23 protein-coding genes are annotated in these 19,710 nt (G+C 66.6%); 10 read left to right on the forward strand and 13 right to left on the reverse strand.

All coding sequences use genetic code 11. The features are described from left to right. A partial coding sequence (locus D620_RS16515; protein ID WP_033375749.1) for a hypothetical protein occupies positions 1 to 272 on the forward strand: 272 nt, incomplete at its 5' end. A gap of 57 nt (positions 273 to 329) precedes the next feature. Here D620_RS16515 and D620_RS14315 read toward each other — a convergent pair. The 3 genes from D620_RS14315 to D620_RS0100425 all read right to left on the reverse strand — a co-directional run bounded on the left by D620_RS14315 (position 330) and on the right by D620_RS0100425 (position 1,712). Continuing rightward, complete coding sequence (locus D620_RS14315; RefSeq protein ID WP_233991918.1) at positions 330 to 821, reverse strand: hypothetical protein; 492 nt, start codon at positions 819 to 821, stop codon at positions 330 to 332. A 77-nt stretch (positions 822 to 898) separates the two neighbouring features. After that, positions 899 to 1,468 carry a hypothetical protein gene (locus tag D620_RS0100420; RefSeq protein WP_017663804.1) on the reverse strand — a complete coding sequence of 190 codons (570 nt, stop codon included), beginning with the start codon at positions 1,466 to 1,468 and terminating at the stop codon, positions 899 to 901. Continuing rightward, positions 1,452 to 1,712, reverse strand: coding sequence for a zinc-finger domain-containing protein (locus D620_RS0100425; RefSeq protein WP_017663805.1), 261 nt, complete (start codon positions 1,710 to 1,712; stop codon positions 1,452 to 1,454). The genes D620_RS0100420 and D620_RS0100425 overlap by 17 nt, the downstream gene beginning before the upstream one ends. Positions 1,713 to 1,938: 226 nt before the next feature. Between D620_RS0100425 and D620_RS0100430 the strand changes: the two genes are divergently transcribed. Continuing rightward, positions 1,939 to 2,889, forward strand: a complete 951-nt coding sequence (locus D620_RS0100430; RefSeq protein WP_017663806.1) for an ABC transporter ATP-binding protein — start codon at positions 1,939 to 1,941, stop codon at positions 2,887 to 2,889. Between the two features lie 5 nt (positions 2,890 to 2,894). On the opposite strand, the gene D620_RS14320 is transcribed toward D620_RS0100430, so the two are convergent. Continuing rightward, positions 2,895 to 3,074, reverse strand: coding sequence for a hypothetical protein (locus tag D620_RS14320; protein ID WP_033375752.1), 180 nt, complete (start codon positions 3,072 to 3,074; stop codon positions 2,895 to 2,897). Positions 3,075 to 3,311: 237 nt separating this feature from the next. Between D620_RS14320 and nadB the strand changes: the two genes are divergently transcribed. The 4 genes from nadB (at position 3,312) to D620_RS0100455 (ending at position 7,333) form a co-directional block, all read left to right on the forward strand. Next, the gene (gene nadB / locus D620_RS0100440; RefSeq protein ID WP_017663808.1) at positions 3,312 to 4,925 is read left to right on the forward strand and encodes an L-aspartate oxidase; all 1,614 of its coding nucleotides are present in this window, start codon (positions 3,312 to 3,314) and stop codon (positions 4,923 to 4,925) included. 17 nt (positions 4,926 to 4,942) lie between these two features. After that, entirely contained in the window at positions 4,943 to 5,371 is a 429-nt protein-coding gene (locus D620_RS0100445; protein ID WP_155799903.1) for a hypothetical protein, read from the forward strand. Positions 5,372 to 5,451: 80 nt separating this feature from the next. Beyond that, a complete protein-coding gene (locus D620_RS0100450) occupies positions 5,452 to 6,384 on the forward strand; it encodes a TraB/GumN family protein (protein WP_017663810.1) in 933 nt (310 codons plus the stop codon). 49 nt (positions 6,385 to 6,433) lie between these two features. Continuing rightward, positions 6,434 to 7,333 carry an alpha/beta fold hydrolase gene (locus tag D620_RS0100455; RefSeq protein ID WP_017663811.1) on the forward strand — a complete coding sequence of 300 codons (900 nt, stop codon included), beginning with the start codon at positions 6,434 to 6,436 and terminating at the stop codon, positions 7,331 to 7,333. A gap of 3 nt (positions 7,334 to 7,336) precedes the next feature. On the opposite strand, the gene D620_RS0100460 is transcribed toward D620_RS0100455, so the two are convergent. The 6 genes from D620_RS0100460 to D620_RS0100485 form a co-directional block, all read right to left on the reverse strand. Further along, entirely contained in the window at positions 7,337 to 7,666 is a 330-nt protein-coding gene (locus D620_RS0100460; protein ID WP_017663812.1) for a DUF6481 family protein, read from the reverse strand. Between the two features lie 49 nt (positions 7,667 to 7,715). Then, positions 7,716 to 7,931, reverse strand: coding sequence for a hypothetical protein (locus D620_RS0100465; RefSeq protein WP_017663813.1), 216 nt, complete (start codon positions 7,929 to 7,931; stop codon positions 7,716 to 7,718). A 49-nt stretch (positions 7,932 to 7,980) separates the two neighbouring features. Further along, positions 7,981 to 8,133: a hypothetical protein gene (locus D620_RS16150; protein WP_017663814.1), complete on the reverse strand. Its 153-nt coding sequence runs from the start codon at positions 8,131 to 8,133 to the stop codon at positions 7,981 to 7,983. Between the two features lie 259 nt (positions 8,134 to 8,392). Continuing rightward, entirely contained in the window at positions 8,393 to 9,193 is an 801-nt protein-coding gene (locus D620_RS0100475; RefSeq protein ID WP_017663815.1) for a sugar phosphate isomerase/epimerase family protein, read from the reverse strand. Beyond that, the gene (locus tag D620_RS0100480) at positions 9,190 to 9,945 is read right to left on the reverse strand and encodes an SDR family NAD(P)-dependent oxidoreductase (protein ID WP_017663816.1); all 756 of its coding nucleotides are present in this window, start codon (positions 9,943 to 9,945) and stop codon (positions 9,190 to 9,192) included. The genes D620_RS0100475 and D620_RS0100480 overlap by 4 nt, the downstream gene beginning before the upstream one ends. Positions 9,946 to 9,951: 6 nt before the next feature. Further along, on the reverse strand, positions 9,952 to 11,379 hold the full coding sequence (locus D620_RS0100485; RefSeq protein WP_017663817.1) for an aromatic ring-hydroxylating oxygenase subunit alpha: 1,428 nt from the start codon (positions 11,377 to 11,379) through the stop codon (positions 9,952 to 9,954). Between the two features lie 125 nt (positions 11,380 to 11,504). Here D620_RS0100485 and D620_RS0100490 point away from each other — a divergent pair, with 125 nt between their 5' ends. Then, positions 11,505 to 12,050 (forward strand): VOC family protein, encoded by a 546-nt coding sequence (locus tag D620_RS0100490; RefSeq protein WP_017663818.1) that lies wholly within the window; start codon positions 11,505 to 11,507, stop codon positions 12,048 to 12,050. A gap of 263 nt (positions 12,051 to 12,313) precedes the next feature. Here the strand turns inward: D620_RS0100490 and D620_RS0100495 are convergent, their stop codons facing one another. Next, positions 12,314 to 13,123: a helix-turn-helix transcriptional regulator gene (locus D620_RS0100495; protein ID WP_017663819.1), complete on the reverse strand. Its 810-nt coding sequence runs from the start codon at positions 13,121 to 13,123 to the stop codon at positions 12,314 to 12,316. Between the two features lie 131 nt (positions 13,124 to 13,254). Between D620_RS0100495 and D620_RS0100500 the strand changes: the two genes are divergently transcribed. Continuing rightward, positions 13,255 to 14,871, forward strand: coding sequence for an AMP-binding protein (locus tag D620_RS0100500; RefSeq protein WP_017663820.1), 1,617 nt, complete (start codon positions 13,255 to 13,257; stop codon positions 14,869 to 14,871). 58 nt (positions 14,872 to 14,929) lie between these two features. Here D620_RS0100500 and D620_RS0100505 read toward each other — a convergent pair whose 3' ends face one another. Both D620_RS0100505 and D620_RS14325 read right to left on the reverse strand, forming a co-directional pair. Continuing rightward, entirely contained in the window at positions 14,930 to 16,147 is a 1,218-nt protein-coding gene (locus D620_RS0100505; protein WP_017663821.1) for a cytochrome P450, read from the reverse strand. A 13-nt stretch (positions 16,148 to 16,160) separates the two neighbouring features. After that, positions 16,161 to 16,622 carry a MarR family winged helix-turn-helix transcriptional regulator gene (locus tag D620_RS14325; RefSeq protein WP_017663822.1) on the reverse strand — a complete coding sequence of 154 codons (462 nt, stop codon included), beginning with the start codon at positions 16,620 to 16,622 and terminating at the stop codon, positions 16,161 to 16,163. Positions 16,623 to 17,268: 646 nt separating this feature from the next. Here D620_RS14325 and D620_RS0100515 point away from each other — a divergent pair. Together D620_RS0100515 and D620_RS0100520 are read left to right on the forward strand one after the other, a co-directional pair. Then, entirely contained in the window at positions 17,269 to 19,323 is a 2,055-nt protein-coding gene (locus D620_RS0100515; protein WP_017663823.1) for a ribonucleoside-diphosphate reductase subunit alpha, read from the forward strand. A 74-nt stretch (positions 19,324 to 19,397) separates the two neighbouring features. Beyond that, entirely contained in the window at positions 19,398 to 19,586 is a 189-nt protein-coding gene (locus tag D620_RS0100520) for a hypothetical protein (protein ID WP_017663824.1), read from the forward strand. The last annotated feature ends 124 nt before the right edge of the window (positions 19,587 to 19,710 follow it).

Genomic DNA, 19,710 nt, shown 5'->3' on the forward strand with positions numbered 1-19,710 from the left:
CGGCCGGGGCGGGGGCGGCAGGAGCGGCGGGGGCCGGGCCGTGCCCGCAGGCCGCGCGGGCGCAGCGCCGCAGTGCGCTTGCCGTTACGGATTCGCTGGGCGAACTCCACGCCGAAATCAGCGCTTACCGCCGTGCCGAGCAGGTGCTCGCGGGGCCGGACGGGGATGGATTGCACCTGCGGCTCAACCGCGAGGACGCCGCGCGCAATCAGTGTCGGCACCTTGGCGTGGTGGGCGCGCCGAGTTGCGAGGTGGCCGAGCCGCTTCGATAAGCCTGCGCCGGCGGGACGCGGTGCAGCAAGGCCGATCCGCTGCCGCCGGAAGCTGCGTCAGCCCTCGCCGGCGGCGGGCTTGACGCGGGTATAGGGCACGAAGTCCTCGAAGAAGACCGCGCCGCTCAGCATGCCCGAAAAAGGTTCCACCTGCACGGTCTGGTCCTCGCGGCACAGCTGCGTGCTGTCGCGGCGGATGACCCGCAGATAGTCGCTGTTGTCGATCTGCTTCGGGTTGCGGGTGCGCTGCACATAGATCGTGTCGCCGCGGCCATAGACATAGGCGGTGCGGTCGATCGTCTGCATCGAAAGATTGCGGAACGCCGGGATGCAGCGCACCGGCTCGCCCGCGACGCGGCCTTCGAGCAGCCTGGCGAGGCGCTGTTCGCCCTTGTTCGGGCTGGCGGCGGCGCCTTCGTCGGGCGCTTCGGCCTCCATGGCGCCGCGGGCGATGGCGGCCTGCGCGGGCCAGGCGAGCGATGCGGCAGTGGCCAGCGCGGCGGCAAGGCAGCCGGTCAGCATGCGGGCGCGGCGGGAGATACGAATCATGCGGCCATCTCCTTCAAGTGTTCGCCTCGGTCCCTGCCCGGCCCCGCCTGAACGGGTGCTGAGCGCCGGGGCATGGTCTAGTCGCGCTCCAGATCGACAGCCAGCCGCAAATTCCCGCTGCTCCGGTAGCGCACCAGCGTGACCGAGACCGACAGCGCCCACTCTTCCTCGCGGCCGATTGCGTAGTCCTGCCCGTAATCCGCCAGCACCTCGCGGTCGCGCAGGTATTCGGCATAGGAGGCTCCATTGCGCGCGGCGGCCTCGGTGATCTGCCGTTCGGACCAGACCACCGGCGCCTTGGCTTCGAGCGGGGACGGCAGGCAGGCCTTCAGCCGCCCGATCACCGCCTCCAGATCGCGCCGGGCCTGCGCCTCTTCCCCCGCTGCATAGCTGTAGTCGCACGCGATATCGAGCTCTTCGGCCGGGCCGGAGAGGTCGCAGTTCTCGGCCCCGCGCACGGCGTCCGCAGCGCCGTTCAGGGTCACGTCGAAGGTGCCCGCGCCATTGATGAGCGCACCGATACCCTTCAGCCGCTTGGGATTTTCCGCGAGCAGCGCGCCGATCACCGGGCACGGGCCTGCCGCTTCGGCCACCCCCGGAAGCACCAGCGCCAGCGCCAGCGCCGCAGCCCTAGCCGTGGCCCGCATCGGCCCCCGAGGCGATGTCGGAAAGCCCCGCCTGCGCCGCACCGTCAGCCGGGCCGCCCCGCAAGATGAAGCGCCGGTCGCAATAGCCGCAATCGACGTATCCGTGCTCGTCGATTTCGAGGAACACGCGCGGATGGCCGAGCGCCGCCGGGCGATAGCCCGCGCCGCCGCGGATGCCGCTCGCCCCGTCGCAGCTCACGCGGTGGGTGTCGACCAGCAGGGTTTCGGGAGGAGGAATGCTCATGATGCCCCCCGATACAGCCCGCCCCCGCGCCCCGCAAGCCGCCTGTAGGAGACACATGAGACACTGTCCAAGCGCGAAACCCTCTCGGCCCCCGCGGGCAGCGGTTCCGGCGTCGAAAAAATGGGGGTGCGTGCGGCGATCATGCGGGGCATGCTGACAGGCGGCGTGCGTGTAGGAAAGCGCTTTCGCCTTGCCCCGCCGCCCCCGCAGGCCCTAGGGCAAGCCCATGTCCACCGAGCCCGCGATCCGCATCGACAACCTCGTCAAGCGCTATGCCCCCGCCAAGGGGGCCAGGGGCACCAGCCCCGAAGGCAAGCTCGCGCTTGGCGGGGTGAGCTTCGACGTGCCGCAAGGCTCGATCTTCGGGCTGCTCGGCCCCAATGGCGCGGGCAAGTCGACGCTGATCAACATCCTTGCAGGCCTCATCAACAAGACCTCCGGCACGGCCGAGATCTGGGGCTTCGACATCGACCAGCACCGCCGCAACGCCAGCCGATCGATCGGGATCGTGCCGCAGGAGATCGTCTTCGATCCCTTCTTCACGCCTCACGAGGTGCTGGAGAACCAGGCCGGCTTCTACGGCATCCCCGCCGCCCTCAGGCGCAGCGAGGCGCTGCTGGAGGCGGTCAGGCTCGCCGACAAGCGCGATGCCTATGCCCGCACGCTGTCAGGGGGCATGAAGCGGCGGCTGCTGGTCGCCAAGGCGATGGTCCACTCGCCGCCGATCCTGGTGCTGGACGAACCCACCGCGGGGGTCGATGTCGACCTCCGCCGCCAGCTGTGGGAGCTGGTCAGCGAGCTGAACCGCGAGGGCGTGACCGTGGTGCTCACCACCCATTACCTTGAAGAGGCCGAAGAGCTGTGCGACCGGATCGCGATCATCAACCACGGGCAGGTGATCGCCGACAAGCCGACCCGCGAGCTGGTCGGCATGGCGCGCGAGAAGGTCGTCGCGGTGACCGCCGCCGACGATCTCGCCGCCGCGCCCTTGCACGAGGCTTTCGCGAAGGTCGAATGGGACGGCGCGCGCGATGTCACCGTGACCTATGACAAGGACCGCCTCAATGCCGGGCAGGTGCTCGCCATCCTCCAGGCGCAGGGGCTGGTGATCGCCGATGTCACCACCCGCGAGGCCGATCTGGAGGACGTCTTCGTCCAGCTGACCGCCGCAGCCTGAGGCGCTCAATCGCCGTCGGTTGCCATGTCCGGCTTGTGCCTGTGCCAGCGCCGCCGCCCGTACCGCTCGATCGCGGTGCCGCAATGGCGGCATACGCCGGTATTGGCGCGGCCGTTCCACACGACATTGCGCCGGACGGGATCATGCTGGTCGATCATGCACGCCACGAAAGAGAAAAAGGACATGGAAAAGCGCGCCCCGGTGAGAGGAGAAACGACCCGCAAAATGTTTAGGTCCCCGACGCGCACCCCGACTCTGCGACGGGTGAAGCGCCGCCAGCGGTGTAACATCATGTTACAATGCAACCTAGGGGAAAAACGTAGGAGGTCCTAACTAAAGTTAGCAAAAGTTGTCCGGGCGCAGGCAGGACGCCTTTGGCCTTGGGCCTTGCTCCGGCTGGAATTGCGCGGCAATGCGGGGCGATGGTGAACGACGAGCCCCGCAACCAACCGCCCGGCGCGCCCCATGACGTGCTCGTGATCGGCTCGGGCGCGGCGGGGCTGACGGCGGCCCTCGCGCTGGCGGAACAGGCCCGGGTGCTGGTGCTGGCCAAGGGCTCGCTCACCGGCGGATCGACCGCCTGGGCGCAGGGCGGGATCGCCGCGGTGCTCGATGCGGGCGACACTTTCGACAATCACGTGCGCGACACGATGGTGGCAGGCGCAGGGCTCAATGACCGCGACACGGTGGAGTTCGTGATCGAACGTGCGCCGGCTTCGATCGACCGCCTGTGCGAACTGGGCGTGCCCTTCAACCGCGACGCCAATTCGCTCCACCTGACCCGCGAGGGCGGCCATTCGCACCGCCGCATCGTCCATGTCGACGACGCCACCGGCTGGGCGGTGCAGGAAGCGCTGCTGCGCGCGGCCGAGGCCAATCCCAACATCACCCTGCTTCCCGGCAGAACCTGCATCGATTTCATCACCGACCGCCACCGCCAGCAGTTCTCGGCGGCAGGGCGCGTGTGGGGGGTCTATGCGCTCGACGAGGCGACCGGGCGGGTCGAGCGGCACGTCGCGCGCGCCACGATCCTTGCCACCGGGGGGGCGGGGCGCGTCTACCAGTTCTCCACCGCCCCGCGCGGCGCGACCGGCGATGGCATCGCGATGGCGTGGCGGGCAGGGGCGCGCGTCTCCAACATGGAGATGATGCAGTTCCACCCGACCTGCCTCTACCATCTCGAGACGAAGAACTTTCTCATCACCGAAGCGGTCAGGGGCGAGGGCGGGCGGCTCATCAACCCGCGCACCGGCAAGCGCTTCATGACCTTCTACGATCCCGAGCGGATGGAGCTCGCGCCGCGCGATGTGGTCGCCCGCGCGATCGACGCCGAGATCAAGCGCTTCGGCCTCGATTACGTCCATCTCGACATCAGCCATGAGAGCCCCGATTTCGTGCGCGGCCACTTCCCGACGATCCACGACAAGCTGATGGGCCTCGGCATCGACATGACGAAGGAGCCGATCCCGGTCGTGCCTGCGCAGCATTACACCTGCGGCGGGGTGGTGGTCGGCCTCGACGCGCGGACCGACATCCCCGGCCTGTGGGCGGCGGGCGAATGCACCGAAAGCGGCCTCCACGGCGCGAACCGGCTGGCGTCGAACAGCCTTCTCGAATGCTTCGTCTTCGGCGAGGCCGCCGCGCAGGACATTCTGGCGCGCTGGGACACGCTGGAGGCCCCGCCCGCGATCCTCCCCTGGGACGAAAGCCGCGTAACGGACTCCGACGAGGAAGTCGTCATCAAGCAGAACTGGACCGAAATCCGCCGCTTCATGTGGAACTACGTCGGCATCGTGCGCACCACCAAGCGCCTCGAACGCGCCGCCAGCCGGATCGAACTGCTCAAGCGCGAGGTCGAGGACTATTACGGCGCGTTCCGGGTGACGACCGATCTTATTGAATTGCGCAACCTGTTGCAGGCGGCAGAGCTGATCGTGCAATCGGCGCTCCGGCGCAAGGAGAGCCGGGGGCTGCACTACACGCTCGATTATCCCGAGCTGGCGGACGAGGCCAAGGATACGGTGCTGGTGCCGTGAAGACTGAGATTCGGCACATGCCCTACGATCTTGGCCTAGGCGTCACGCCCGGCGGCAATGTGACGATAAGTGAATTTTGCCTGCTCGAGACGGCTGGCGAGCACGTCAATTTGTTCTGGCAGCTCTGGGGCGCCGACAAACGGCTACTTCTCATCCAGTTCGACAAAGCAATCGTGGTGCGCAAGCTGGACGACATTTATCTCAGCACCGAAACGCATAGCGACAGGTGGAAAGGCATCGACAGTAGCTTCGCACGCATCATCGAGGGCAGCGAATATCCAACCGACATCGAGTTCGTGCGGCTAAGGTGCCCGAAGGCGACGCACTACGCGTTCATTACCCCGTCGGACTGCGTAGACGTGATCGCTGAAGACCGCCCGAAGGCGAGTTTGATCGACGCCGAAGAGATAGGAGATTATCGCCTTCGCTTTCCGTTGCTTGATTGAAGCCAACTGGCAGCAGTTCGGCTAACGTTCAGCCCCGCCGCGCTAGCCAATTCAGCAAATCCGAATTGAAGGGGCATCCGATGAAGAAGCTGTTGAATTCTCTTGCTCTTTTCGCGCTGGTCGCCGCCCCCCTCACCGCCCAAGACCCCACCCCCGCCGAGTCCGAAAACGCCATCGTCGTCACCGCCCAGCGCTCGGGCGCGCCCATGTGGATCGTCGAGACGCCCGCCGGCACCGTCATCCTCGTCGGCGAGATCCGGGCCATTCCGAAAACCACCCCGTGGGAGCCCGCGCGGCTCGAGGAGGCGACCCGGCAGGCCGACCGCGTGATCCTCGGCGCGCGGCCCAAGGTTTCGCCCGGCGACATCTTCCGGCTGATGTTCTCCGGGGGCAAGCTCACCAAGCTGCCGGGCGACACCGTCGCGTCCGATTACCTCTCCCCCGATCAGTGGGCGCGGCTGCAAGCGCTGGGCACCGCGCATGAGGAGGACTACGCGCGAAAATCCTTCCTCCTCACCGCCTTCGGGATGCTGCGCGAGGAGCTGCGCTTCAACCGCGACACCGCGCGCGAGCCTGCCGACGTGGTGAAGGACGCCGCCGAGAAGGCCGATATCGCCATCACCCGCGCCGCGACGTTGAGGGGCGAGGACGTGATCGACAACCTCTTCGATGCGCCGCCCACTGCCCACATCCCCTGCCTCGTCGCCGCGATGGATGCGGTCGAGGCGGGACCGCAGATCGTCGAGGAGCGCGCCGCCAACTGGCGCAGGTTCAAGATTCCCGCCGTGATGAACAACCCGCTCGAGGCCGCACTCGGCCAGTGTTGGCCCTGGGCGGACGAGACTTTGGGCAGCGAACTCAGGACCATCTGGGTCGATCGCATCGCCGAGGCGAGCGCGGCCAAGGGCACCACGCTTGCAGTGGTGCCGCTAAGGGTGTTGGCGGAAGAGGGCGGGGTGCTTGACCAATTGTCGCTGCGCGGCTTCGATATTGCCGGACCTCCGTGGAAGTGACCATGCAAGGGCCAAAGAACAAAAGACCCTGAGAGGACCCGTCTGCCCCATGCCCACGCTCACCACCCCCAATACCGGTATCGAAATCTTCTACGAGGAGCACGGTGACCCGCAGGCCCCGGCGATGCTGCTGGTGATGGGCCTCGGCGCGCAGATGACGCTGTGGCCGGACGAGCTGGTCGCTGCGCTCGCCGCCGAAGGCTTCCGGGTGATCCGCTACGACAACCGCGACATCGGCCTCAGCCAGAAGATGGAAGGCCAGCGCGCGCCCTCGCCGGCGGTGCAGGTGCTCAGGAAGAAGATCGGCTTTCCGGCACGCGTGCCCTATACCTTGAAGGACATGGCCGATGACGGGATCGGGGTGCTCGATGCGCTCGGGATCGACCGGGCGCATGTCGTCGGCGCTTCGATGGGCGGGATGATCGTCCAGCTGATGGCGATCCACCATGCCGGGCGGCTGATGAGCATGACCTCGATCATGTCGACCACCGGCAGCGGCAGGCTGCCCCAGGCCGAACCCGCCGCAATCGGCGCGCTGACCGCACCCTTGAAGGGCACCGATGAGGAAACCCTCGTGGCCCACGGCCTCAACATCATCCGCAACATCGGCACGCCCGACAGCGCGGAGTTCCCCTTCGACGAGGCGCACCAGCGCGAGCGGGTGCTCAGGAACATGCGCCGCAGCGTCTACCCCGCAGGCCTCCCCCGCCAGCTCGCCGCGATCATCGACGACGGCGACCGCACATCGCGGCTCGGTGCGGTGCGGACACCCACTCTCGTCCTGCACGGCGAGGCCGACCCGCTGGTCAAGCTCCCCGGCGGCGAGGCGACCGCAGCCGCGATCCCCGGCGCGCGGCTGGTGACGATCCCGGGCTGGGGCCACGACCTGCCGGTAAAGCTGGTCCCGCGCCTCGCGAGCGAGATCGCCGGCCACGCGCGCGGGGGCTAGCGTCTACTTGCGGTTCTTGCGCGCCGCATAGCGCGCATCGCGCGCGGCCTTCAGTTCCGCCTCGGTTTTCGCAACCGGTGCCGGCCGGGCCTGTTCGGCCCGGGCGGCGCTGCGCTGTTCTTCGGCGAGGCGCTTCTTCTCGTCCCGTGCGTGACGCGCGCTCTCGGCCTTGGCCTTGGCGATCGCCTCGCGCCGGGCGCTGCGCTCCGCCCGCTCGGCAAGCGTCGCCGCATCGGCGCGAGGCGCAGCCTTCATCGCCGCGAGCGCCTTTTGCTTGGCCTGCATCGAGGCTGCGGCGCGGTCCTGGAAGCTGGGGGCTTGATATCCGTTCATCGGGAATTCTCCTGCCGGGCGGCGCGGGGCGCAGCGCGGGTCTTGGGGGTCAATGGGATGGCGTGCTGCTTTGCGGGACGGCAAGGAGGTGGGCTGCGCTCCACGCGCAGGCCGCCGCCGCGCCCAGTTCGCGCTGGAATGCGCTGATCCGGCCGGCGATGCGCGATGCCTTGATCAACTGGTGCCGGCGCTGATCCTCGCAACCGGCGAGCCCGGCCTGCATCAGTGCCGATTGGTGCGCGGCGTATTCGTGGTTGATGTCCATCTGCGGATTCCCTGTGCTGGGGCCTTGGCCCGGTGGTGCCGGCATCGCTTCAATCCACCATTGCGGCCACCAGCCCGCGCAGATCGCGCGTGGACAGGAAGGCATAGGGTTGTTGCGGCTGTCCGGGGCGGCGGCCCTGCGGCAGGCCTGCGCGGATCGTCTTGGCGCGCGCGAAGATGGCGCGGGTCGAAATGAAATTCATGAAATCTTTCGCAAATATATGTCGCACGCAGCCGGGCCAATCCCGGGCGCGGCTGTGCTGCAAGAAAAGGAACATGCGGCTGCCGGGGGCGGTTTCATCGCTGCCACGCGGACAAGGTCGCCGGGCGCAAGAACACCCGAAGGCGCCGATCAAATTCCGTCGCAAGCGACGTGAAGCAATTTTGATCTAATCTTATATTCTAAAATTTCAAGTCAATTCGTCCCCCGCGCCGCGTCAATCCGGAAGCGTGAGCAATGCGCTACCGCGACTGCTCCAGCCACGCCCGCGAGGTGCGGGCGCATTGGCGGGCGCGTTCCACAAGGTCGGGGAAGGTGTCGCGCAGGGCGGCCGAGCGTTCCTCGATCGCCATCGGCAGGTGCGCGGGCAGGGCATCGACCATCGCGGCGAGCGGGAGGCCGCCTTGCCCCAAGGGCATCCGGCGGTTGATCGCATCGTCGATGATGGCGTCGAAATTGGTCACGTCCGGGCCGTCGGCGGGGGCGTCGCAGGGCTGGCAGTAGGAGAGCCATTCGCGCGGGATGGCTGCGAGGTCTTCCGCCGTTCCCCCGGACCGCGCCCAGTGGAGCGTGTCGACCAGCAGCGCCTTGGCCTCGCCCTCGACGGCCTCCAGAACGCTGCGGGCCATGGAAAGTGTCTTCACCTCGGTGAAGATGCCGAATTCGAGGTTGACCCTGACCCCGGTGCCCTTGGCCGCGTCCACCAGCGTCTGGAACTTGGCGGTGGTGGCGGCCATGTCGGGGTCGGAAGAAACGCACAGGAGGTTCGCCGCGCCCAGCCCGGCGGCGATGTCGACCAGCTCGCTCAGCCACGGATCGGGCGGGCCGGGCATGATCCAGGCGACCTCGCAATCGAGCAATGCGACGCCGGCGTCCCTCGCCTGTGCGCGGATCGTGCGGGTGGTCGCCGGGGTCCATGTTTCCCGCTCCACCCACATGCCCCCGAAGTCGAAATCGGACGCGGCGGCGCATTCGATCAGCTGGGAAGGCGTGGCCTCGGGCATGATCCCGGCGGCGAGCGAGATTTGGCGGCGGGCGGTCACAAGGTTTGACCATCATCCAGGACAAAATCGGTGCCCGTCACGAACGCGGAGGCGTCCGAGCACAGGAACAGGATCATCGCATCCAGCCCCTCCTCGCCCATCAGCCGGCGCCTGGGGAAGCGCGCGATCTGCTTCTGGCCGCCTTCGGTGTCGAACCACGCATCGTTGATCGCGGTGCGGATATAGCCGGGGGAGACGGTGTTGACGTTGATGCCGGCCCGCGCCCACTCGCGCGCCAGCGTGCGCCCCGCCTGCACCACCCCCGCCTTGGATGCGGCGTAGGCGACGAGGCCGGGGGAGGGTTCAAACGCCGTGATCGAGGCGATCAGCACGATCCGCCCGTTGGTGACGCCTTGCGCGATCATCCGCCGCGCGCCTTCGCGGGCGGTGAGGATCGCGCCCTTCAGGTTGATCGCGAGGGTCTGCTCGATCTCCTCTTCCGAGATGGTCGTGGCCATCCCCGCCCCGTCGACCCCGGCATTGGCGATCACCGTGTCGACCGGGGCGCCGAACGCGGCTTCGGCCGCATCGAAGCCGGCGATGATCTCGGCCTCGCGCGCGACGTCCATGGTGACGGCGGCGGCGGCAGGCCCGATGGCGGCGGCGAGCGCCTCCAGCCGGTCCTTGCGCCGCGCGCCGAGCGCGACCCGCGCGCCGCTCGCCGCAAGGATCCGGCCGAAGCGGGTGCCAAGGCCCGATGACGCGCCGGTGACGAGCGCGGTGCGCCCCGCAAGGTCGAAGGAGAAGCCCATGCCCGGCTACTTGACCGCAGGCAGCTCCCCGTTGACATATTTCATCAGCGTGCGTTGGAAGTGGCGCACGCGGCTGTCCTGGTAGTGGCCGAGCTCCATCAGCCCGTCCTTCATCGCCTTCATGCCTTCCTGCACGTAAGGCAGGTTTGCCATGTCCTGATCGAACACATTGGCGAGCTGCGGCCCCATGATGTCGTTCGCCCAGGCGAAGGGCTCGTCATCGGGGATATAGGTCGGTGCCACCGCGCGCGGGCGCTGCTCGCCCTTGGGGGTGGGGAACAGCAGGCGGATTTCCATGATGCACCAGTCGGGGGTGTCGCCGGGCAGCCAGCGATAGACCAGCGTCGGCAGGAAGCCGATCCACGGCGCGAAGTTGGGGAAGATGTTGTAGGTGAAATTGTCGAGGATCTCGGTGTCGGACGCGTCCGAATAGTCGTAGCCATATTGCGCCGCGAACCCCTGCCGCCCGGCCTCGGCGAGGATCTTGCGCGCGCCCAGCGGATCATCGGCGTCATAGCCTTCGACCTCGCCGGAGGAGGCGTTGAAGCGGCGGTTGGTGGCGGCATCGGCCCCGCCGGAAAACTCGTTCATCTTCTCCAGAACGTAGTCCGAATTCTTGCCCTTCACATGCGGGCTGAGCACGCCCGAAGGCGTGATCGCGCGGTTGAAGTGGTCGCCGATCAGGTCATAGCGGGTGTTGGCATCGCCGAGGAAGGCGAGCAGCTGCGGGTGGGTGGTGATCGAGTGCCAGGCCTCCATGAAAGCCTCGGCGGTGGCCTTCCAGTTGGCGGGGATCTTCTTCTGCACCCACATGCCCGTATAGCGGTTTGCGAAGTCGTAGCGCTCGTAATGGCTGGCTGCCGGGCCGAGCCAGGTCTTGAAATCGGGCAGGGCATGGTTCTCGGTCAGCATGACGAAGCCCTGCCACAGCTCGACGCGCGCCTGCGGCAGGTCCATGTCCTTGCCTTCCAAGTGCTTGAAATCCCACGAACAGGGGATTTCCTTCAAGGAGCCGTCGTTCCTCCAGGTGAAGCCGTGGAACGGGCAGCGCAGCTGGACCGAGGCCCCGCTCTCGGTGCGCAGCTTGCGGCCGCGGTGGAGGCAGGCGTTGTAGAAGGCCTTCACGCCGCCGTCTTTCTGGCGGATCAGCAGGAAGCTCTTGCCGGCGATGTCGAACACCACCGTGTCGCCCGCGTCCGGCATCTCGTCCTCGCGCGCGGCGAACAGCCAGACGTTGGGCCACATCTTTTCGCGTTCGAGGCGGGCGAACTCTTCCGAGATATAGGGCGCGACCGGCAGGGGATCGTCGCCCATATCGATCGTGGTTTCCTCGAAGAGGTAATCGGGCGCGCGGCGGGTGTCGCCGGCGAGCATGTCGGTATAGCTGATCCCCGGGCAACGGTCGCCGCGGGCAATGTCCTTGATCTCGTTCATCGGGTGTGTCCGGTCCTCTCGGGGGCGCGCCCCCATCCCAACTCACTCGCACTTTGTGCAGTGTCTCCGGCGCGGAATATCACACAGCTTGAGGCCGAGAACCCCTATCGGATTGGAGAGGAAAATTGGCCCAAGAGACAAAGGCGCCGGGGAAGATCGCCGCGCTGGGTGACATCATGCAGCTGGCCTATGTGCCGGAAGATTTCGACGCGGCGGTGAAGCACTGGACGCAGGTGATGGGGGTGGGGCCGTTCTTCCTCATCGAGGGCATCCACTTGGACGGCATGAAGTATCGCGGCCAGCCGACCGAGGCGGTGTTCGACCTCGCGCTCGCCTATTGGGGGGACATGCAGATCGAACTGATCCGCCCGCGCGACAATCACCCTTCGGTCTATACCGGCGAATATGGCGCGACCGGCAATGGCCTCCACCACGTCTGCATTCTGGTCGACGACATCGCCCACGCCCGCGCCGTGTGCGAGGCGGAAGGGGCCGAGGTGATGATCGAAGGCACCTTCGGCACCAGCCAGGCGATCTATGTCGATGCAGGCGGCGGCCCGGGCACGCTGGTGGAGATCTTGCAGCAGGACAAGGACGGGCCGGACCTGTTCGGGATGGTCAAGGCGGCCGGGATCGGCTGGGATGGGTCGGAACCGCTTCGCCGTCTTTGATTTCCGCACGCCCCTGCGGGCGCGCGGTCCTCGCTAGACGCGCAGCAAAGCTGCACCCGCTGTGGGTGGCCGTCCGGCCTTGCGACGCCTGCGGCGTCGAACCTGCGCTCCCCGCTTATGGAAGCGCTGGTCCGGCCCGCAGGGCCGCGAGCGCACGCGCGCGAGCCGCAGGTGCTCCGGAGCGCAGCGAAGGAAACAGCACCGAGGACGACCCCGCGGAGGCGGGGTCGCAAATCAAAACGCCCGCGGAGGCGCGTCCGCAATCAATCGCTCGCGCCGAGGTAACCAAGCTGCCCCGCCTTGAAGATCGTCTGCGCGCGGTTCACCGAGTCGAGCTTCTCGCCCGCGCGGTGGATGTGGTAGCGGATCGTGGCGTGCGACCGGCTCAGGATCATGCTGATCTCCTTGTCGGTCTTGCCGATCGCCGCCCAGCGCAGGCACTCGACCTCGCGCTTGGAGAGCACGCAGTCCGAAGGGATGCGCCGCTTGGTGCGGTTGGCCTGGACGTAGCCGGCGACAAAGCACCGCGTCACCATCGCGAACAGCGCGCCATATTCGGCGAATTCGGCCGAGAGGTCTTCCTTGTCGCGGTCCATCGAAATGAAGCTCGACGCGCTGATCTGGCCGAAGGGCAGGTGCACCGGGATCACGATCGCCGCCTTGCACAGCGCGCGCTTCTCGAAATCGTTGAGGTCGATCTCGGCAAGGTAGTGGTTGCGCCAGCGGGTATTGAAGCCGTGGGCGTTGACCCAGAAGGGCTCGCTTTCGTAGCGGCAGGCGCGCGGCAGGGGGGAATGGAGCGCGAGACGGTGATCCTCCCACCAGCGCGCGCCGTCATCCAGCCAGCGGAAGATATCGGCATTGAGGATCGTGCCGTCGGCATCGACCATCGGTTCCTTGGAGGAGATGTCGTCGCACACCGCGATCTGCATGCCCCGCTCCTGCGCGATGCGGGCGAGGTTGACCGCGGCATCGTGGATGTCTTCGGGGCAGGTGATGGTGACCTGGTCGAGCAGCCGTTCGAGCGATTCGCGTCCCTGCGGCGTGCGCAGTTCGACAACATTCGTAGCCATCCCCAGCCTTGCTCCTCTCGTTGTTTTCTGATTCGGAAGACTACCGCAATTTTTCCGATTGTCCTCATTATTTACGTAGGGGAACGCGGACGCGCGGGGGGCTAGCGAAAGAGACAGGGAGAGTGGTGCGGATGGCATTTGCGGGCGCGAATTTCGGAGTTGTGCTGAAGGCGCTGGCAGGGGCGATCCCGCCCGGACGGCCCGCGTTGGTGCAGGGAACGCGGGTGGTGAGCTGGGGCGAGTTTGACACGCTCACCGACCGGATCGCCGCCGGCTTGCAGGCCCGCGGCCTCAAGCCGGGCGACATTGCCGGGCAGATGTTGCGCAACACCCCCGATTACATGCTCGCCTATTTCGGCTGCGTGAAAGCCGGGGTGGTGCCGGTCAATGTGAACTACCACTACCGGCAGCGCGAGCTGTCGGACATCTTTACCCGCTTTGGCCTCAAGGCGCTGTTCACCGAGAGCGAGTTTGCGGAGGCGGCGCGCGCGGCGATGCCGGAGGGCGCGCTGACGGTGGAGGTCGGCGCCGACGCGTGGGCGGCGCTGTGCGACACTCCGCTGCCTGCGGATTATGCGATCCACACCGACGCGCAGGCGCTGTTCCTCACCGCTACCGGGGGCACCACCGGCATGCCCAAGGCGGTGATGTGGCCGATGGACCAGGCGTGGGCGGCGTTCAGCATCGGCGTGTGGCAGCAAGGTCCGGGGCAGCCGCCCTTCGTCGCCGCATCGCTCGATGAGCAGGTCGCGCGCGCCGCCGCGATCGGCCCCGATCATCCGGCGAGCACCTCGCCGCTGCTGCTGCTTTCGCCGCTGATGCACGGGGCGGGGCAGTTCAGCGCGGTGATCCACCTCCTGAAAGGCGGCACGCTCGCGCTGCTCCCTGCGCCCAAATTCGACGCCGATCTGGCGCTGGACGAGGCGGCGCGGCTGGGGGCGCGGGGCATGTTCATCGTCGGCGACGCCTTCGCTGTGCCGCTCGCCGACCGGCTCGATGCGCGCGGGGATGGTGCCGCGGTGCTGGCGAGCCTGAGGAGCATCACCTCCTCGGGCGCGGTGTTCTCGCCCGCCCTCAAGCAGCGGCTGATCGCCCACGCGCCGCAGCTGATGATCGTCGATGCGCTGGGTTCCTCCGAAAGCTCGGGCACCGGCATCGTCATCACCACCGCGCAAGGCAGCAGCGGCGGGGGCAGGTTCCAGCCCCTGCCGGGCCGCGAGACCAAGCTGTTTGACGAGAACCTCGCCGAAATCCCTCCCGGCGAGGGCGGCGTCGGCATCGTCGCGCGCACCGGGCCGCTGCCGCTGGGCTACCTCGGCGAGGACGAAAAGAACGCCCAGACCTTCCCCGTGATCGGCGGCAAGCGCTGGCTGATGACCGGCGACCGCGCGCGCTGGAGCGCCGACGGCACCCTCGAATTCATCGGCCGCGACAACATGTGCATCAACACCGGCGGCGAGAAGGTGTTTCCCGAAGAGGTCGAGGCGGCGCTGCTCGCCCACCCGCAGGTCAAGGACGTGCGCGTCGTCAGCCAGCCCGATCCGCGCTTCGGGCGCAAGGTCGTCGCGGTGGTGCAGTCCGAGGGCGAGCGCGCCGCGCTGATCGAATCGCTCGATGCCCATGCCCGCAGCGCTCTGGCCGGCTACAAGATCCCGCGGCTCTACATCCTCACCGATCGCCCGCTGCGCCTCAACAACGGCAAGCCCGACTACAAGACCGCGCAAGGCATTGCGGATGGGGCGGCATAGGACGTCCGCTTTCGGGGTTCGCCGGGCGGGTGCGGAAGGCCGGCTTCCACGCCTCCACCTATCCGATCCGCACCGGCACGGCATTCACGATGGCGAGGAACGGATGGGCGGCACGTTCCACAGGTCCGGCGGCTTCGAGCCGGATGTCCCGCCTGAGCATTTCCTCGATCAGCACCTGCAATTGCAACTCGGCGAGCCGCGCGCCGACGCAGCGGTGAATGCCGTAGCCGAACGAAAGATGCCGCCGCGCGTTGGGGCGATCGACCAGGAACAATTCGCCGTCCGGGAATAGCCTCTCCTCGCGGTTGGCCGAGACATACCACAGCACCAGCTTGTCGCCCTTGCGGATCCGGTGCCCCTTGAACTCCACATCCTCTATCGCCGTGCGACGCATGTGCAGCGCGGGGCTCTGCCAGCGGATGATCTCGCTCGCGGCATTGGCGATCAGCGAGGGATCGGCGCGCAAGCGATCCCATTGCCCGGGCCACAGCGTCAGCGCCTCGGCGAGGCCCGACATCGAATTGCGGGTGGTGTCGTTCCCGCCGACGATCAGCGTCGCCATGTTGCCCATGAACTCGGCCGCGTCCATTTCCCCGAAGCTCTGGGAATGGATCATCATCGACAGGAGATCGGGCGCGGGCTCGGCGGCGAGCCGTTCCTGCCACAGCTGGTGGAACCGCCCCGCCATCTGGAACAGCAGGCCGACCCGTTCCTGCGGGCGGTTGGCGATCATGTCGAGCGAGGTGATCGCGTCCGACCAGATGCGCAGGTTCTCGCGTTCGTCCCACGGGAAGTCGAACAGGATCGCCAGCATATCGATGGTGAGCGGGATCGAGACCCGCTCCTCCCAGTCAAAGACCTCCCCGCGCGGCAGGGCATCGAGGCAGGCGGCGGTGCGGGTGCGGATCGATCCCGTCAGCCGCGTCATTTCCGAAGGCGTGAAGGCCGGCGCGATGGTGCGGCGCTTTTGGGCATGGCGCGGCGGGTCCATCATGATGAAGCTCTCGAGATAGCTCGCCTCGGCCGGGTTGATGTCGATGATCGAGACCCCGCCGTGCTTCGCCTCGGACGAGAAAAGTGCGGGCTGGGCCTCGATGGCGACGATGTCGTCATAGCGGCTGACCGACCAGAACGGGCCGAACTGGCTATCGGCGCACCAATGCACCGGCGCCTCGCGCCGCAGATTCGCAAACATGGCGTGGGCGCTGCCATCGGCGAAGCGTCCGGGCAGGCTCGGGTCGAGCGTTTCGGGGCGTTCGAGGGTTTGATTGGTCACGAGCGGTGCTCCTTCACGCCTTGATGTTGCGCGCCATGCGCTCGAAGAACTGGCCGAGCTTGGCGAGCTCATTGTCGCTGAAGCCATTGAAAAGTTGAGCATAGACCTCGTCGATCACCTCGCGTAGGCCGCCGAGCAGGGCCTTGGCGGCAGGGGTCGGGATGATCCGCCAAACCCGCCGGTCGGTGGCATGCTGGGCGCGTTCGATCAGTCCGCGCTTCTCCAGCCCATCGATCGCAACCCCTACGCTCGCGCGTTCGACTTCAAGCAGGCGGGCAATCTCGGTCTGGGTCAGTCCTTCCTGTCGCAGAACATAGCCAAGCAGCCGCCATTGGGTCCGGCTGAGGCCCTCATCCTGCAGCGCATCATCGATGATCCGCCGTAGCTGGCGCGGCAAATCCTCGAGCCTGAAGGTGAGTGCATCGAGCGGCGTGAGAACAGGCGAATCGCCGTGGGGGGATGGGACGAGTTTCATGTAGGTAGCATATGGTATGATTATAGATTGTCAAATGTCTTACAAGTTTGTTTTATGAGGTTCGTTCGCTGATTGCCGCTCATGGGTGAGTTTCCCGCGCGTCCGCTTCGGGCGATGGCAAGCTGCTTGCGCAGGGGCCTGATCCGGCTCGGGGGCGTCCCGCTACCACCCCTTCCCGCGCAACAATCGAAGCCTGCCACGTGCAAAAGATTCACGGCTGGATTCGAATGATTCAATCACCAAATTTTTCTTCACAGATTCAATTTGGGGCTTGCGGGGTCCGCGACTCAAGCTTGGTCCATGCGTCGCAGGTCTGTAACAGGTCTGAAACCAGTGAGTCACGGTCACCACGTGCTTAATCGGACGTTGACGTGATTCCCCGGCTGATTCATCATCTAGTGGTTCGGCGCAAATCGGACCCCCAAGCCATGGTGACCCGTCTGCCGCTCCCCCAGCGGAGCGAACGGGGGAGGAGTCACCGGGCGGGCGGGGTTTTCGGGATGCGGGGAACGGGATCGACCGGCCTGCCAGCGCGCCCGAATGCGGGCGGACTGTTGGCAAGTCTGTGGACCCGCCGGTATAGAACAGAATCAGAACATGGCCACTTGTGTCATGGTGATGATTCGGGGGGTAAAAGGGGCTTCAGATGGATTTCAAGGCGAGCGACAACGTGCCGGGCGATGTGACCAATGACGATCAGACCGGCGTGATCGCGGGGACTGGAATGACTGAAAACCCTGCCGAAAGCGAAAAGGCGATGACCATGAAGACCACCGATACCGGCTCAGATGCCCTGATCGCCGCCAAGGCCGGCGAAGCGCTGGCGGGCGCGATGGCGAGCGCGATGAAGGATGCTGCCGCCAAGGCCTCCGGGGCCGACAGCAAGAAGGTTAACGATCGCCGCTTCACGATCAAGACCGATCCCTCGCGTGACGCGCGCCTCACCGATTTCGGCAAGGACACCCTGACCGACCGCTACCTGCTGCCCGGCGAGGTCTATCAGGACCTCTTCGCCCGCGTCGCGGATGCCTATGCGGACGACGAAGCCCACGCCCAGCGCCTCTATGACTACATCTCGAACCTGTGGTTCATGCCCGCAACCCCGGTGCTCTCGAACGGCGGCACCAACCGGGGCCTGCCGATTTCGTGCTACCTGAACTCGGTCGAGGACAGCCTCGAAGGGATCGTCGGCACCTGGAATGAAAACGTCTGGCTGGCGAGCAAGGGCGGCGGGATCGGCACCTATTGGGGCAACGTCCGCGGCATCGGCGAACCGGTGGGCCTCAACGGCAAGACCAGCGGGATCATTCCCTTCGTGCGGGTGATGGACAGCCTCACGCTGGCGATCTCGCAAGGCTCGCTGCGGCGCGGCTCGGCCGCCTGCTATCTCGACATCTCGCACCCCGAGATCGAGGAGTTCCTCGAGATCCGCAAGCCTTCGGGCGATTTCAACCGCAAGGCGCTGAACCTCCATCACGGCGTGCTCGTCACCGACGCGTTCATGCACGCGGTGCGCGAGGGCGCCGAGTTCGAGCTGAAGTCCCCGCGCGATGGCTCCGTGCGTGGCAAGGTCGATGCGCGTTCGCTGTTCCAGAAGCTGGTCGAGACCCGCCTTGCCACCGGCGAGCCCTACATCGTCTTCAACGACACCGTGAACCGCATGATGCCCAAGCATCACCGCGATCTGGGCCTCAAGGTCTCGACCTCGAACCTGTGCTCGGAAATCACCCTGCCGACCGGCATCGACCACCTCGGCAATGACCGCACGGCGGTGTGCTGCCTCTCCTCGCTCAACCTCGAGACGTGGGAAGAGTGGAAGGGCGATCGGGCTTTCATCGAGGACGTGATGCGCTTCCTCGACAACGTGCTCCAGGACTATATCGACCGCGCGCCCGACGAGATGGCCCGCGCCAAGTATTCCGCCGCGCGCGAGCGTTCGGTGGGCCTGGGCGTGATGGGCTTCCACTCCTACCTCCAGCAGAAGGGCGTCGCCTTCGAAAGCGCGATGGCCAAGGCGCTGAACCTCCAGATGTTCAAGCACATCCATTCCAAGGCCTCGGAGGCCTCGATGCTGCTGGCGCAGGAGCGGGGCCCTTGCCCCGATGCGGCCGACATGGGCGCGATGGAGCGGTTCAGCTGCAAGATGGCGATCGCGCCAACCGCGTCGATCTCGATCATCTGCGGCGGCACGAGCGCCTGCATCGAGCCGATCCCGGCCAATATCTACACCCACAAGACCCTGTCGGGCAGCTTCATCGTGCGCAATCCGTACCTCGAAAAGCTGCTCGAGAAGAAGGCCAAGAACTCGGTCAACGTCTGGAACTCGATCCTCGAGCGGGGCGGCAGCGTCCAGCACCTCGACTTCCTCAGCCCCGAGGAAAAGGCGGTCTACAAGACCAGCTTTGAGATCGACCAGCGCTGGCTGCTCGAATTCGCCGCCGACCGCACGCCCTATATCGACCAGGCCCAGTCGCTGAACCTGTTCATCCCGGCCGATGTCGACAAGTGGGACCTGATGATGCTGCACTACCAGGCGTGGGAGAAGGGCATCAAGTCGCTCTATTACCTGCGCTCCAAGTCGGTGCAGCGCGCAGGCTTTGCCGGCGGGGTCGAGGCCGACAACACCTCGCAGGCCCCCAAGATCGAACTCTCCGCCAATGGCGAGCAGACCGATTACGAGGAATGCCTGAGCTGCCAGTAATCACCGGCAGGGCGCGCGCGGGGGGCAGTCCCCAGCGCGCGCCGGCCACGTTCCCAGGGGGGGGAGAGAAGCCCATGAACATGCCCGTCGCCGCCGCCGCGCTCGGCCTTGCCGTCAGCGTCTGGTTCGGCATCAGCGCGGTGCGCGAATTGAAGCGCGACACGCCCGGCCATGCGTTCAACGCAGCGATGATCCACGTCGCGATGGTGACCATGCTCGCGCCCTTCTGCCTGATCGTGATCGCCGTCTACTGGAACCGCTGAATCCGGACGCGCTGCGTCCCCGTATCTGATACAAGAACACCCTTAGGAGTATCCGCCCATGTCGCTGCTCGAAGCCCGCAACACTGACTAGTCTTTCGCCAACAGAACCGGCCCGCCAATTTCT

It is taken from the genome of Porphyrobacter sp. AAP82, assembly GCF_000331285.1.
GTDB lineage: Bacteria > Pseudomonadota > Alphaproteobacteria > Sphingomonadales > Sphingomonadaceae > Erythrobacter.